Source organism: Azospirillum sp. 11R-A (genome assembly GCF_049472615.1).
GTDB lineage: Bacteria > Pseudomonadota > Alphaproteobacteria > Azospirillales > Azospirillaceae > Azospirillum > Azospirillum palustre.
Genome location: NZ_JBCEBL010000021.1, coordinates 125,324 through 138,788, shown reverse-complemented (window position 1 = coordinate 138,788; position 13,465 = coordinate 125,324). Strand labels below are relative to the sequence as shown.

Sequence of the window (13,465 nt, the reverse complement as noted above, 5' to 3'; positions counted from 1 at the left end):
TCCTGGCGCGGGTCGATGCGATTGCCGAAGCCGCCTTCGACGACCAGTGCACCGGCGCCAACCCGCGCTATCCGCTGGTCGCCGAGATCAGGCAACTGCTGATCGACAGCTATTACGGGCGCGCCTATGTCGAGCCGTCGGCCCAGGACGCCGCACCGGTCGAGGTCAAGCCCGCCGGCAAGTCCGCCGCCCGCAAGGACGCGGCGTTCGCCAAGTAAACTCGCCAGATAACGAACCCTTTACATCAGGATACGAGACCATGAGCAAAGCGATCATGTGGGCCGAAAGCGATGCCCGCGGCTTCGAGACCGAATGCATGTTCAACGAGGACAACCGCAGCTACGAGGTGCTGGTCACCGCCAAGGGCCTGGGGCTCGACAAGGCGGAGAGCTTCCCGGTGGTCGAGGATCCCGGCCTGGGGATGTGCCCCGCCGACCTCGCCCGCTCGATCAAGCTGGCCGACCGGCTGGTGTGGGAGATCGACCGGTCGCTCGGCGACCTCTGAGGCGAAACACGCCGCCGCCGGGCGGCAAGGTCCGCAAGTCCGGTGGCAAGTTGCATCATATGGAAAGGCCCCCGTCCAGATCGCCGGACGGGGGCCTTTCCTTTGCCGGGACCTTGACCGCGCTCCCCCGGTCAGACCGGGGCCAGCAGCCAGCGGTGTTCCGGGGCGGTGTTGAAATGCCAGGCGCGGCGGGGGCCGGCCATCACGTTCAGGTAATAGCCGGTGTAGCCGTGGGCGGCGCCGACCGGGTGGTAGCCGCGCGGGACCATGACGAGGTCGCCATTTTCCACCGCCATCGCCTCGTCCAGCGAGCGGTCGTCGGTGTAGACGCGCTGGAAGGCGAAGCCCTGCGGCGGGTCGATGCGGTGGTAATAGGTCTCCTCCAGCTGGGTTTCCGCCGTGCCGTCGTCGCTGTCGTGCTTGTGCGGCGGATAGCTCGACCAGTTGCCGGCCGGCGTGATGACCTCCACCACCAGAAGACTGTCGGCCGGCTGCGATTCGGGCAGGATGTCGAAGACATGGCGGGTGTTGCTGCCCTGCCCGCGGACCGAGGCGCCGACATCCTCCGGACGGATCAGCCGCACCGGCAGCCCGCCATTCAGGCCGGGCGCGGTGCAGACCGCCAGTTCCAGCGCGGTGGTGGCCCGCACCCGCCACGGCGTGCCCTGCGGCAGGTAGATCGCGTAGGGCCGCTTGTCCTCGAAGGGCGACATGCGGTCGCCAAGCTCCGCCCATTCCCGGTCGCCGGCCATCGCCGCACCGCGCCCGGCGACGAAGACCAGACAGGTCTCGCGGTCCGCATCCTCGCCGGAAACGGTCATGCCCTCCTCCAGGCGGTAGAGGTCGAACCCGATGCACGACCAGCCCGCCGATTCGGGCGTGACATGGTGCACCCGGCCGGCCGGGTCCGGTGCGTGGTTGCGCAACAGCAGTTTGCTCATGGTCGCCCTCTGTGGTGCCGGATGGTCTCGCGATGCGTCTCCGCCCCCTGGCGAAGCCGTGTTGGGCTCAGGCGTGGACACTGAAGGATCATACGTTCCCGCTCACGTCATCGTCGGCATCACGAAGTCGGCGCCGGACCGGATGCCGGTCGGCCAGCGGGTGGTGATGGTCTTCAGCCGGGTGTAGAAGCGCACGCCCTCCGGCCCGTGCATGTGATGGTCGCCGAACAGCGAGCGCTTCCAGCCGCCGAAGCTGTGGAAGGCCATCGGCACCGGGATCGGCACATTGACGCCGACCATGCCGACCTCGATCTCCGCCCCGAAGGCGCGCGCGGTGTCGCCGTCGCGGGTGAAGATGGCGGTGCCGTTGCCGAACTCGTGCGCGTTGATCAGGTCGACCGCCGTGCGGTAGTCGGGAACGCGGACCACCGCCAGCACCGGGCCGAAGATCTCCTCCTTGTAGATCCGCATCTCCGGCGTGACGTGGTCGAACAGCGTGCCGCCGAGGAAATAGCCGTCGCCGCACTCCGGATCGGCGATCTCGACCCGACGGCCGTCGACCACCAGCGTCGCCCCCTCCTCGATGCCGAGGTCGATGTAGCCGCGCACCTTGTCGCGGTGCTGGCGGGTGACCAGCGGCCCCATCTCCGCCGACGGGTCGGTGCCGGGACCGATTTTCAGCGCGCGAACCCGCTCGGCCAGCCGCTCCACCAGCGCGTCGGCCACCGCCTCCGTCACCGGCACGGCGACCGAGATCGCCATGCAGCGCTCGCCGGCCGAGCCGTAGGCCGCCCCCATCAGCGCGTCCACCGCCTGAGCGAGGTCGGCGTCGGGCATGATGACCATGTGGTTCTTGGCCCCGCCCAGCGCCTGCACCCGCTTGCCGTTGGCGGCACCGGTGGCATAGATGTACTGGGCGATGGGGGTCGAGCCGACGAAGCTGACCGCCTTCACGTCGGGATGGCTCAGCAGCGCATCGACCGCCACCTTGTCGCCATGGACGACGTTGAAGACGCCGTCGGGCAGGCCGGCCTGCGTCAGCAGTTTCGCCATGAACAGGGCCGCGCTCGGCACCCGTTCCGACGGCTTCAGGATGAAGCAGTTGCCGCAGGCGATGGCGACCGGGAACATCCACATCGGCACCATGGCCGGGAAGTTGAACGGCGTGATGCCGGCGACGACGCCCAGCGGCTGGCGCAGCGAATGGCTGTCGATGCGGGTGCCGACATTCTCCGCCACCTCGCCCTTCAGCAGATGCGGGCCGCCGCAGGCGAACTCCACCACCTCCAGCCCGCGCGCCACCTCGCCCAGCGCGTCGGAATGAACCTTGCCATGCTCGGCGGTGATCAGGCTGGCGAGCCGGTCGGCATTCTGCTCCAGCAGCTGCTTGAAGGCGAACATCACCCGGGCGCGGCGCAGCGGGGTGGCGGCCGACCATGCCGGGAAGGCGGCGCGGGCAGCGGCGACGGCGCGGTCGACCTCCGCCGCGGTCGCCAGCGGCACCTTGGCGCTGTTGCGGCCGGTCGCCGGGTTGAAGACGTCGCCGAGGCGGCCGCTGGTGCCGTCGACCGGGGCGCCGTTGATGAAATGCGAAACGATGTTGGTCATTTGGATGCTCACAGCCCGTATTCTGCGACAAGCGCGCTCAGATGCTGGCGGCCCTTGGTGACGTAGGTCAGGGGATGGGCCTTGGCGGGGTCCTGCTCCGCTTCGATCACCAGCCACTGGCCGCGATAGTCCGCGTCCTTCAATGCCTTCAGCACGGCGGGGAAATCGACGCAGCCGTCGCCCGGCACGGTGAACACCCCGTCGATGACGGCGTCGAGGAAGCTGCTGTCGGTTACCCTGGCCCGCGCCAGCACGTCGGCGCGCACGTCCTTGCAATGGACGTGGTTGATGCGGCGGCCCCATTTGGCGATCAGATCCAGCGGGTTGCCGCCGGCGAAGGTCAGGTGGCCGGTGTCGAGCAGGATGCCGACGCTGTCGCCGGTGACCTCGGCGAAGCGGTCGATTTCGTCGGGCGTCTCCACCACCGTGCCCATGTGGTAATGGTAGGCGAGCGGCGTGCCCTGGTCGCGCAGGTAGTCGCCGAACTCCGCCATGCGGCGGCCGAACTCCGCCCACTGGCCGGACTCCAGCGTCGGACGCCGGGACAGCGGCGTGCCGCGGGAACCATGGACGCAGCCGGTGGTCTCGGCCACCACCATCACCGGGCAGCCCATCGCCTTCAGCAGCGCCAAGTGCGGCTGCACCGACTCGATCTCCTCGGCGACGGTTCGCTCCAGCAGGCCGGCGCTGTACCAGCCCGACACCAGCGACAGGCCGTAACCGTCGAGGATCGGACGCAGCACGGCGGCATCGCGCGGGAATTTGTTGCCAAGCTCGAAGCCCTGGAAACCGGCCTCGCGACCTTCGGCAAGGCACTGCTCCAGCGGCGTCGCCCCGCCCAGCTCAAGCATATCGTCGTTGCTCCAGGCGATCGGGTTGACGCCGAGACGAACGGTCATGATCGGATGCTCCCAAGACGGAAGAAGATGGTGGAGTTGGGGAAGAGGGGCGCGGTCAGCGGCGCTGGCGGGCCTTGTTGGCGACGTAGTGTTCACGGGCCGCCGCGACCTCGGGACGGGTCGAGAGTTCCGGCACCGGCACGTCCCACCACGCCCCGCCGTCCCGGGTGGAGGGCAGCGGGTCGGTGTCGATGACGATGGCGTAGGTGACGGGGGACGCCTTGGCGCGCTCCAGCGCCTGTTCCAATTGGGCAACGCCCGTCACCTTCTCCGTCACCGCGCCCAGCGCGCGCAGATGGCCGGCGAAGTCGATGTCGGGCAGCGTCTCCGTCTCGTAATGGGTGTCGCGCAGTAAATTGTTGAAGGGGGCGCTGCCGCAGGCGTTCTGCAGCCGGTTGATGCAGCCATAGCCTCGGTTGTCGAGCAGGACGACGATCAGCTTGCGCTTCATCGCCACCGACACGGCCAGTTCGGAATTCAGCATCATGTAGCTGCCGTCGCCGACCATGACGAAGGTCTCGCGGTCCGGGCAGGCCATCTTGACGCCGAGCCCGCCGGCGATCTCGTAGCCCATGCAGGAGAAGCCGTATTCCAGGTGGTAGCCGCCGGGCCGGCCGCTGCGCCACAGCTTGTGCAGCTCGCCCGGCAGGCCGCCGGCAGCGCAGACGATTGTGCCGTCGCGGCCGGCGGCGCGGTTGACCGCCCCCAGCACCTGGGCGTCGGTCGGCAGGTCGAGCCCGGCATCGGCGGTCGCCCGGTCGACGACGCGGGTCCACACCGCGGTGCGCTCCTGCGCCAGAGCCTGCCAGGACATCGGCGCCAACCAGTCGCCGAGCCCGGCGTCGAGGGCCGCCAGACCGCGCGCGGCGTCGGCGACCAGCGGCAGGGCGTCGCCCTTCACCGCGTCGAAGGCGGCGACGTTCAGCCCGGCGAGGCGGGCGCCGCGGTTGGCGAAGATTGTCCAGGACGCGGTGGTAAAGTCGGCAAGCCGGGTGCCGACCGCCAGCACCAGATCAGCCTCCGCCGCCAGCTCGTTGGCGGCGCTGGAGCCGGTGACGCCGATGGCGCCGACGTTGCTGGGATGGTCCCAGACCAGGGCGCCCTTGCCGGCCTGGGTTTCCGCCACCGGGATGCCGCGGCGCCTGGCGAAGTCGGCCAGCGCGTCGCAGGCGCCGCTGTAGAACACGCCGCCACCGGCGACGATCAACGGCTTCTTCGCGCTCCGCAGGGCCGTCGTCACCGCGGCCAGCTCGTCGCGGTCGGGCTCCGGCCGGCGGGTGCGGCGGACGGTGCGCTCGAAGACGGAGACCGGGAAGTCATGGGCTTCGGCCTGCACGTCCTGCGGCAGGCAGAGCGTCACCGGACCGCAGTCCACCGGGTCGGTCAGCACCTGGATGGCGCGGCGCAGGCTGGGCATCAGCTGTTCGGGGCGGGTGATGCGGTCCCAGAAGCGCGACACCGGGCGGAAGCAGTCGTTGGCGCTGACGGTGGCGTCCTCGAAGCGCTCCACCTGCTGCAACACCGGGTCGGGAGCGCGGGTGGCGAAGACGTCGCCGGGCAGCAGCAGCACCGGCAGGCGGTTGACATGGGCCAGCGCCGCCGCCGTCACCATGTTGACCGCACCCGGCCCGATGGAGGTGGTACAGGCCATCATGCGGCGCCGTCCCTGCGCCTTGGCATAGGCGATGGCGGCATGCGCCATCCCCTGCTCGTTGTGGGCGCGGTAGGTCGGCAGCAGGTCGCGGGCGGCATGCAGCGCCTCGCCCATGCCGGCCACGTTGCCGTGGCCGAAGATCGCCCAGACACCGGCGAACAGCGGCAGCTCCTGGCCGTCGATCTCGACATACTGGGCGCTGAGATAGCGGACGACGGCCTGGGCGACGGTGAGGCGCACACTGTCCATGATGGCTTCTCCCTACCGGGGCGGTACGGCCCCTGTTGTTCTTGATGATGGCTTGAAGATCACGCGGCGTGGCGGCTGCGCTGTTCCCGCCAGAAGGCGATCAGCCGGCCATAGGCTGCCTCCATCGCCGCGACCGCCGCCGCGTCGTCGATGCTGCCGGCCAGCCACGCCTCGGCGGCGCTGCCGAACAGGGTGCGGCCGACGGCGAAGCCCTTGCAGACCGGCTGGCGGGCGGCCAGAGCCAGCCCGGCCTTCAGCTCCTCCTCCGGCGCGTCGAGGCCGAGGATCAGCACGCCGCGGCACAGCGGGTCATGCCGGTCGATGGTGCCGGCGATGCTGTTCCAGGCTCCCTGGCTGGCCGGCGACGGCAGCTTCCACCAGTCGGGATGGACGCCGAGCCCATAGAAGCGCTCCAGCGCGCGGGAAATCGTGTCATCACCGGCCGGCATGCCGCGCGGCGGGATGATCTCCAGCAGAAGCTCATGCCCGGTGGCGCGGCAGGCGGCGAACAGGGTCTGGATCTGACGCTCCTGCTCGGTGCGCAGCGCCTCCTCGTCGTCCGGGTGGTAGAAGGCGAGGCACTTCACCACATGCTCGGCCGGCCATTCGCGGATGGTCACGGCGATGTCGGGGCCGCCCTCGAAGCGCAGCGGGCGCGACCCCGGCAGCTCCACCGGGCGGCCGATCCAGGCGCTGGTGCCGGTCAGCTCGTCCAGCGCGTCCTGGCCGTGGATGCCGTCCAGCAGCATGCCGAAGCCGTCGCGGCCGTCGCAGGCCTGCCGTGCCGCCTGCAAGGCCAGCAGCTTGAAGCCGGAGATCCGCGCCGGGTCGGCGCCCAGCCGCGTCGCCATCGCCTCCAGCTGGGCGCGGTGGTCGATGGCGAAGGCCATCACCTCCGGCCAGTCGCGGCGCCGCGTGGTCGCCCAGTGGATGTGCGAGAGGCGGGCATCCTCGCGCAGCCGCGGCGTCGGGCTGCCGTTTTCAAGGAAACAGGACAGCTCCGTCCAGGTCGGGATGGCGGGCGCGCAGCCGTGGCGCGACACCGCGAAGGCGCCGCAGGCGTTGGCGAAGGCACAGCATTCTTCCAGCGGACGGTCGCGCAGCCAGCCGCGCAGGAAGCCCGACATGAAGGCGTCGCCCGCCCCCAGCACATTGTAGACCTCGACCGGGAAGCCCGGGCCGCGGATGCCCTGTTCCAGGCTGTCGGGAATGGCACCAGGGAAGACGACGCAGCCCATCGGGCCGCGCTTGCACACCAGCGTCGCGCCGGTCAGCTCGCGGACCCGGCGCAGCGCCGCCAGCGTGTCGGTGCCGCCGCCGGCGATGTGGAATTCCTCCTCCGTGCCGACAATCAGGTCGCAGCCGGGCAGGATGGTCTGCAACAGGGCGGTGACGCCACCGTCGGCGACGAAGCGCTCCTCCCCCAGCCCATGGCCGGTCAGCTTCCACAGCACCGGGCGGTAATCGATGTCGAACACCACCTTTGTGCCGGCCTCGCGCGCCAGCCGCATCGCCTTGCGCATGGCCGCTTCGGTGGTGGGGGTGGAGAAATGGGTGCCGCTGACCACCACGGCCTTGGCCGAGGCGATGAAGTCTTCCCGGACATCCTCCTCGCAGATCGCCATGTCGGCGCAGTTCTCGCGGTAGAAGATCAGCGGGAAGGTCTTCTTGTCACGGATGCCCAGGATGACCAGGGCGGTCAGCCGTTCCGGGTCGGTGATGACGCAGCTGGTGTCGACGCCTTCGCGGACCAGCTGCTCGCGGATGAAACGCCCCATATGCTCGTCGCCGACGCGGGTCAGCAGGGCGGAGCGCAGGCCGAGGCGCGCTGTCCCGACCGCGATGTTGGTGGGGCAGCCGCCGACATATTTGGCGAAGCTCTGCATGTCCTCCAGCCGGCCGCCGACCTGTTCGCCATAGAGGTCGACGGAGGAGCGGCCGATGGAAATGACGTCGAGTTCGCGCTCGGTTTGACCGCGTTGAGTTGGCATGGGTCAGCTCCGCTGTAATCCGGTCGTCGGATTGGCGATGGCGTTGGATACGGACCGGCGGACCCGTGCGCCGGACAGGCGGCCGGTCGGCGGTCTCTTCAGCTGTAGAGCGCCGGACGGCTGGGCAGCGTGATGGCGACGGCCTCGCCCTCGCGTTCCTGCGCGGTGACGCAGGCATCCGAGGTGATGGCGGCGACATAGCCGTCCCAGCAGGTCGGGCCGGTGGCGGTGCCCTGGGCGGCGGCCTTCAGGAAGTCCTGAAGTTCCACGTCGTAGGAGGCGATGAAACGATCCTTCCAATCGGTCAGGATCGGGTTCTGCAGGCTGGCGTTCAGGCGCATCTGCACGGCCATCGGCTCCGGCAGGCGGGCGATGCCGTCCTCGCCCACCACCTCGCACTGGATGTCGTAGCCATAGTGGCAGTTCACGAAGATCTCGACGTCGATGACGACGCCCTTCGCCGTCTCCAGCAGCACGACCTGCGGGTCGCGCAGCTTGCCGTGGCTGCGGGCGGCGCGGCGCGGGAAGATCACGCGGGCGGAAACGTAATCGTCGTCCAGCAGCCAGCGGAACACGTCGATCTCGTGGATCAGCGTGTCGTGGATCGCCATCGGCGTGACGTAATGCTGGGGCACCGTCGGGTTGCGGTGGGCGGCATGGACCATGATCGGCGCACCGGTCCGGCTGGTCACCGCCTCCTTCAGCGCGATGTAGCCGGCATCGTAGCGGCGCATGAAGCCGACCTGGACCAGACGTTTGCCGTGCGCCACCTCGGCATCGACGATGCGTTTGGCGCCGTCGGCGGTGGTGGCGAGTGGCTTTTCGCAGAAGCAGGGCTTCCCGGCGGCGATGGCGGCCAGCACATACTGCTCGTGGCTGGCGCCCCAGGAGGTGACCAGAACCGCATCGACCAGCGGCGAGGCGATCAGTTCCTCGCCGGTCTGGAAGATCTCTGCATCAGGGGCGATTTCGGCCCGCACCGCCTCGGCGGACCCGCGGTTGACGTCGGTCAGGGCGACGATCTTGCCGCCGGCCAGCACCTGATTGATGCGACGGGCATGGTCGCGGCCGATGGCGCCGGTGCCGATGATGCCGATTCTGACGGTCATTTTCCAAAGCCTCATGTCGTTCGGTGGGCGAGCGGGGCCACGCGCGCAGCCCTGCGCGCCGCGCCCGGGCGGTTCACCGGGGTCGATTGCCGTTTTCGGTTTTTGGGGGCCGCCGGAATGGCTCTAGGCTTCCGAAACCTTCATCGCGCTTCCTCCCGGCCGTTTCCGCTCTTGGTTGGCGAGGGAAGCATTCACCATCGCGCACGGTCCGGTCAACGCGCCTGCCGGCCGGATCGCCGTCAAACATGAGAGAATTTGCGGCACGCCATGATGGTTTTCCATCATGGCGCCGGAAGACTCCCCCTACAGGCTTTCGGGCGTCCACAGCTGGGCGGGAAGGAAGCGCTGGCCGGGATTCTCCGCCATGCCGTGTTCGATGCTGTGGACCATCATCTCGATCAGGTCGGTGCAGAGCGCCGGCAGCGGGGTCGCCATCACCACCGAGACATGGCGGTCGAGCAGCCCCTGCCTCGACTCCGGCGTCAGTTCGTGGACGATGCAGGTCACCTCGTCCGGCCGGCGGAGCTCGCGCAATGCCGCGATGGCGCCCTCCATGCCGCCGCCCGCCACATAGATGCCGACCACGTCGTCGTGCCGGTCCAGCAGGCCAAGCGTCGCCTCGTAGGTCAACTGGCGCGTCTCGACGTTGACGATGCTGTCCATCAGGGTGAACTCAGGGGCGAACTCGCGGAAATAGCTGCGGAATCCGGTCTCGCGCAGGGCATGGCCGTGATAGCGGAAGGCGCCGATGAAGACGGCGATGCGCCCCGGCCCGCGCGCAATCTTCGACATCAGCCACGCCGCGGTGCGGCCGGCCTTCAGGTTGTTGGTGCCGATGTAGCCTTCCCGCACGCCCTGGGCGAAGTCGGACAGCAGCGAGAAGGTGGGGATGCCGGCGGCCTTCAGTTCGGCCACCGCGGCGGTGGCGTCGTGATGGTCGATGCCGGTCACCGCGACCGCCCTCACCTTCCCCTTCATACCGCGGATCAGCTCGGCCAGTTCGGCCGGGGATGTCGACTGGACGAAGCGGATGGTGGCGCGCAGCCGCCGGTCGGGATGGCTGCCCACCACCTCCTCGATCCGCGCCGCGAACTCCTGATAGAAGGCGTGGCGCTCCTTTTGAAGGATGAAGCCGAGATGATAGTCGGGCTGCTGCGCCAGGGCGCGCTGGCGGATGGCGTTGGCGCCGTGGAAGCCGATCTCGGTCGCCGCCTCGAAGATGCGGCGGGCGGTCTCCTCCCGCACAGGGTGCCGGCCGTTCAGCAGCCGGTCGATGGTGGCGACGCTGACGCCCGCCGCCTTGGCGAGGTCGGAAATCGTCGGGCGCTTCATGGGCGGACACCTCATCCGGTCACGGGCGGGAACCGGCGCTGTCTATCACGAAGCATGAGGGAATGAGAGACCCTTGCACGGCACCTGCCGGTCAGCGCTTCACGGTGCGCAGGATCAGGGCCAGCGGCACCGCCGAGGCGGAGATCAGCATCAGCGCGAAGAACACGTCGATGTAGGACCAGTAGGCGGTCTGCATCTGCACCTGCTGGCCGATGTAGGCCACCGCCCGTTCGCGCGCGCCCGCCTCGCCGCCGGCCATGGAGAAATAGCTCGTCGCCTGCTCCACGGTCCGCTGATAGGCCGGGTTGGACGGCACGACATGCTCGGCCAGCCGGCTGTGGTGGAACTGCTCGCGGAAGGCCAGCACATTCTGGGCGATCGACACGCCGATGGAGCCGCCGACATTGCGCGCGACGTTGATGAGGGCCGAGGCCTGATCGGTCTTGTCGCGCGGGATGCCGTCGTAGGAGGCCGTGGTGATCGGAATGAAGATCAGCGGCAGGCCGATGCCGATATAGATGCGCGACCATGCGAAGAACCAGAAGGTTGAATCCGGGTTGAGCCGCGTCAGGTCCCACATCGCCAGCGCCACGATGGTGGCACCGGTGGCGATCAGGTATTTCGGCTGGATGCGCCCGGCGAGCCTTCCGACGACCAGCATCATCACCATCGTCACCATGCCGCCCGGCGACAGGGCAAGGCCGGCCCAGGTGGCGGTGAAGCCGTAATATTGCTGGAGAAGCTCCGGCAGGAACTGCGTCGTCGCGATCAGGATGGCGCCGGTCGCCAGCATCACCAGGAAGCAGGAGCCGAACTGCCGCGTCGCCACCATCCGCAGGTCGAGGATCGGGTTCTCCCGCGTCATCTCCCACGGGATCATCAGGCAGAAGGATGCCACGCAGATGACGGCGAAGGCGATGATGAACCCGGAGGCGAACCAGTCGTCGGTCTGGCCGCGGTCGAGCACCACCTCCAGCGAGCCCAGGAAGGTCGCCACCAGCAGGAAGCCGACCACATCCATGCGGATGCCCTGGCGTTTCAGCCGCCGGCGTTCCTCGATGGCGGATTTCGGTTCCTGCACGAGGAAGCTGACCAGCGTGAAGGCCATCACCCCGACCGGACCGTTGATCAGGAAGCACCAGTGCCAGGACAGATTGTCGGACAGCCAGCCGCCCAGCGTCGGCCCGACCACCGGCGCCACCACCACGGCGATGCCGAAGATGGCGAAGGCCTGCCCGCGCTTGGCCGGCGGAAAGCTGTCGGCCAGGATCGATTGCGAAATCGGCACCATGCCGCCGCCGGCAAACCCCTGGAGCACCCGGAACAGCAGCAGCGATTCCAGATTCCAGGCGAAGCCACAGGCCAGCGAGCTGACGGTGAACAGCCCCAGGCAGGCCAGATAGAAGCGCTTGCGGCCATAGCGCTTGGCGATGAAGCTGCTGGCCGTCAGCACGATGGCGTTGGCCACGAGGTAGGAGGTGACGACCCACGACGCCTCGTCGGCGCTGACCGCCAGCGTGCCGGAGATGTAGCGCAAGGCGACGTTGGCGATGGTGGTGTCCAGCACCTCCATGAAGGTGGCGATGGAGACCACCACGGCGATCAACCACGGGTTGCGGCCGCCGGCGGCACTCTGCGACGCATCGAAGCCGCCGGTATCTGCACCTTCGGCAGCGGCGCTCATCGCACCGTCACCCGCGGCACCACCGACATGCCGGGGCCGATGGAGACGCCGTCCGGCCACTGGTCGACGACGATCTTCACCGGAATGCGCTGCACCACCTTCACATAGTTGCCGGTGGCGTTCTCCGCCGGCAGCAGGGAAAAGGCGGTGCCGGAGCCCGGCTGCACGCTGTCGACATGGCCAGTGACCTTGCGGCCGGGATAGGCGTCGATGTGGATGTCCACCGGCTGGCCCGGCCGCATGTCGGTGATCTGGGTCTCCTTGAAGTTGGCGGTGACCCAGATGTCGTCGGGAACGAAGATGGCGAGGCTCTGGCCGGCCTGGGCGAACTGGCCGACCGCCCCGCTCAGCTGCACCACCCGGCCGGGCTGTGCGGCAGCGACGGCGGTGTAGGACAGGTTCAGCTGGGCCTGGGCCAGCTGCGCCTTCGCCCGCGCCAGATCGGCCACGGCGCTGGTCCGCTGCGCCTGGAGCGCCCCGACCTGCCGTTCGGCGGCGATCACCGCGGCGTTGGCGCTGGTCAGCTTGCCCTGCTGTTCCTGCAGGGTGGCGGTGGATTGCTGCGCCTGCTGCACCGTCCCGGCGCCGCGGCTTTGCAGGTCGCGGTAGCGCGCCGCATCCTCCTTGGCAAAGCCGACGGCGGCCTCGGCCTGCGAGACCTCGGCCCTGGCCTGCTCGATCTGGGCGCGCTGGGCATCGATCTGGGCATCGTAGCCGGTGATCGCCGCCTGGGCTGAGTCGATCTGCGCCTGCGCCTGATCCAGCGCCGTCTGGTAGTCACGCGTGTCGATGCGGAACAGCAGGTCGCCGGCATTGACATGCCGGTTGTCGCCGACCGCCACCTCCGTCACATAGCCGCCCACCTTCGCCGCCACCGGGAACTGGCGGGTGTCGATGAAGGCGTCGTCGGTCGATTCGTAGGGGTGGATGTTGCGCTGCCAGTAGATGTAGCCGGCCACCGCCAGCAGGGCGATCACCACCAGCAGGGCGAGGATCGCAATCGGGTGACGGCGGATGAAGCCCGGCGTCTTGCGGTCTTCGCCCGCGGCCGGCTGTCCGCGTTCGCTGCGCCCGGCCTGGCTGTCCGCCTCCTGTCCGGTGAGATCGACGACGTCCCTGCGCTGCTGGTCGTCCGGCATGGTTATGACGCTCCTGACCGAAATGCCGGGCGATCAGCAAGGGCCCGGTCGTTGTCGCACGGGAGCGTCCCCGCTCCCTTTTCGCATGGGAGCGTCCCCGCTCCCCAGCGCGAAACACCGGAACCACCCGATCGTTGCACGGGCCTGGCAGAAAGCCGGCGGAAGCATCCGCAGAACAGCCATGCCACAGGTGGATGGTCGAAGCCCGGCGGCGCGGACTTTCAGAAAGACAGGCAACCGCCGGTCCATTAGACAATCATAACATCAGATGCGGCTATGCCTTCCGAAATAATAAGGAAGCCAACAGATCCAAGTTCCGCCCCATGCGTAAAAGGAAAGAGTCCATGCTCAAGT

The 13,465-nt window shown here is 68.7% G+C and carries 11 protein-coding genes; 2 read left to right on the top strand and 9 right to left on the bottom strand.

All coding sequences use genetic code 11. From position 1 onward, the window contains the following. Both VH569_RS24720 and VH569_RS24715 read left to right on the top strand, forming a co-directional pair. Nucleotides 1–218, top strand: a 218-nt coding sequence (locus VH569_RS24720) for a hypothetical protein (protein ID WP_423318751.1), incomplete at its 5' end; no start/stop codon positions are given. Between the two features lie 41 nt (nucleotides 219–259). Continuing rightward, nucleotides 260–505, top strand: coding sequence for a hypothetical protein (locus VH569_RS24715; RefSeq protein WP_098737311.1), 246 nt, complete (start codon nucleotides 260–262; stop codon nucleotides 503–505). A gap of 131 nt (nucleotides 506–636) precedes the next feature. Here VH569_RS24715 and iolB read toward each other — a convergent pair whose 3' ends face one another. The 9 genes from iolB to VH569_RS24670 all read right to left on the bottom strand — a co-directional run bounded on the left by iolB (nucleotide 637) and on the right by VH569_RS24670 (nucleotide 13,111). After that, on the bottom strand, nucleotides 637–1,446 hold the full coding sequence (gene iolB, locus VH569_RS24710) for a 5-deoxy-glucuronate isomerase (RefSeq protein WP_174472815.1): 810 nt from the start codon (nucleotides 1,444–1,446) through the stop codon (nucleotides 637–639). Nucleotides 1,447–1,548: 102 nt separating this feature from the next. Further along, complete coding sequence (locus VH569_RS24705) at nucleotides 1,549–3,054, bottom strand: CoA-acylating methylmalonate-semialdehyde dehydrogenase (protein WP_423318749.1); 1,506 nt, start codon at nucleotides 3,052–3,054, stop codon at nucleotides 1,549–1,551. Nucleotides 3,055–3,062: 8 nt separating this feature from the next. After that, a complete protein-coding gene (iolE, locus tag VH569_RS24700) occupies nucleotides 3,063–3,953 on the bottom strand; it encodes a myo-inosose-2 dehydratase (protein WP_423318747.1) in 891 nt (296 codons plus the stop codon). Between the two features lie 55 nt (nucleotides 3,954–4,008). Beyond that, nucleotides 4,009–5,856, bottom strand: a complete 1,848-nt coding sequence (gene iolD, locus VH569_RS24695) for a 3D-(3,5/4)-trihydroxycyclohexane-1,2-dione acylhydrolase (decyclizing) (protein WP_423318745.1) — start codon at nucleotides 5,854–5,856, stop codon at nucleotides 4,009–4,011. Between the two features lie 59 nt (nucleotides 5,857–5,915). Then, nucleotides 5,916–7,847, bottom strand: a complete 1,932-nt coding sequence (locus tag VH569_RS24690) for a bifunctional 5-dehydro-2-deoxygluconokinase/5-dehydro-2-deoxyphosphogluconate aldolase (protein ID WP_423318743.1) — start codon at nucleotides 7,845–7,847, stop codon at nucleotides 5,916–5,918. Between the two features lie 98 nt (nucleotides 7,848–7,945). Beyond that, nucleotides 7,946–8,956 carry a Gfo/Idh/MocA family protein gene (locus VH569_RS24685; protein ID WP_423318741.1) on the bottom strand — a complete coding sequence of 337 codons (1,011 nt, stop codon included), beginning with the start codon at nucleotides 8,954–8,956 and terminating at the stop codon, nucleotides 7,946–7,948. A 303-nt stretch (nucleotides 8,957–9,259) separates the two neighbouring features. Then, entirely contained in the window at nucleotides 9,260–10,288 is a 1,029-nt protein-coding gene (locus VH569_RS24680) for a LacI family DNA-binding transcriptional regulator (RefSeq protein ID WP_423318739.1), read from the bottom strand. 91 nt (nucleotides 10,289–10,379) lie between these two features. Further along, the gene (locus VH569_RS24675) at nucleotides 10,380–11,972 is read right to left on the bottom strand and encodes a DHA2 family efflux MFS transporter permease subunit (protein WP_423318737.1); all 1,593 of its coding nucleotides are present in this window, start codon (nucleotides 11,970–11,972) and stop codon (nucleotides 10,380–10,382) included. Continuing rightward, nucleotides 11,969–13,111 carry an HlyD family secretion protein gene (locus VH569_RS24670; protein WP_423318735.1) on the bottom strand — a complete coding sequence of 381 codons (1,143 nt, stop codon included), beginning with the start codon at nucleotides 13,109–13,111 and terminating at the stop codon, nucleotides 11,969–11,971. The genes VH569_RS24675 and VH569_RS24670 overlap by 4 nt, the downstream gene beginning before the upstream one ends. Nucleotides 13,112–13,465 lie beyond the last annotated feature (354 nt).

What these genes read in the sequence shown, in the direction of transcription:
- VH569_RS24675 (WP_423318737.1), bottom strand. Translation starts at nt 11,972, where the DNA reads ATGAGCGCCGCTGCCGAAGGTGCAGATACCGGCGGCTTCGATGCGTCG.
- VH569_RS24670 (WP_423318735.1), bottom strand. Translation starts at nt 13,111, where the DNA reads ATGCCGGACGACCAGCAGCGCAGGGACGTCGTCGATCTCACCGGACAG.
- VH569_RS24715 (WP_098737311.1), top strand. Translation starts at nt 260, where the DNA reads ATGAGCAAAGCGATCATGTGGGCCGAAAGCGATGCCCGCGGCTTCGAG.
- VH569_RS24680 (WP_423318739.1), bottom strand. Translation starts at nt 10,288, where the DNA reads ATGAAGCGCCCGACGATTTCCGACCTCGCCAAGGCGGCGGGCGTCAGC.
- VH569_RS24705 (WP_423318749.1), bottom strand. Translation starts at nt 3,054, where the DNA reads ATGACCAACATCGTTTCGCATTTCATCAACGGCGCCCCGGTCGACGGC.
- VH569_RS24690 (WP_423318743.1), bottom strand. Translation starts at nt 7,847, where the DNA reads ATGCCAACTCAACGCGGTCAAACCGAGCGCGAACTCGACGTCATTTCC.
- iolD (WP_423318745.1), bottom strand. Translation starts at nt 5,856, where the DNA reads ATGGACAGTGTGCGCCTCACCGTCGCCCAGGCCGTCGTCCGCTATCTC.
- iolB (WP_174472815.1), bottom strand. Translation starts at nt 1,446, where the DNA reads ATGAGCAAACTGCTGTTGCGCAACCACGCACCGGACCCGGCCGGCCGG.
- iolE (WP_423318747.1), bottom strand. Translation starts at nt 3,953, where the DNA reads ATGACCGTTCGTCTCGGCGTCAACCCGATCGCCTGGAGCAACGACGAT.
- VH569_RS24685 (WP_423318741.1), bottom strand. Translation starts at nt 8,956, where the DNA reads ATGACCGTCAGAATCGGCATCATCGGCACCGGCGCCATCGGCCGCGAC.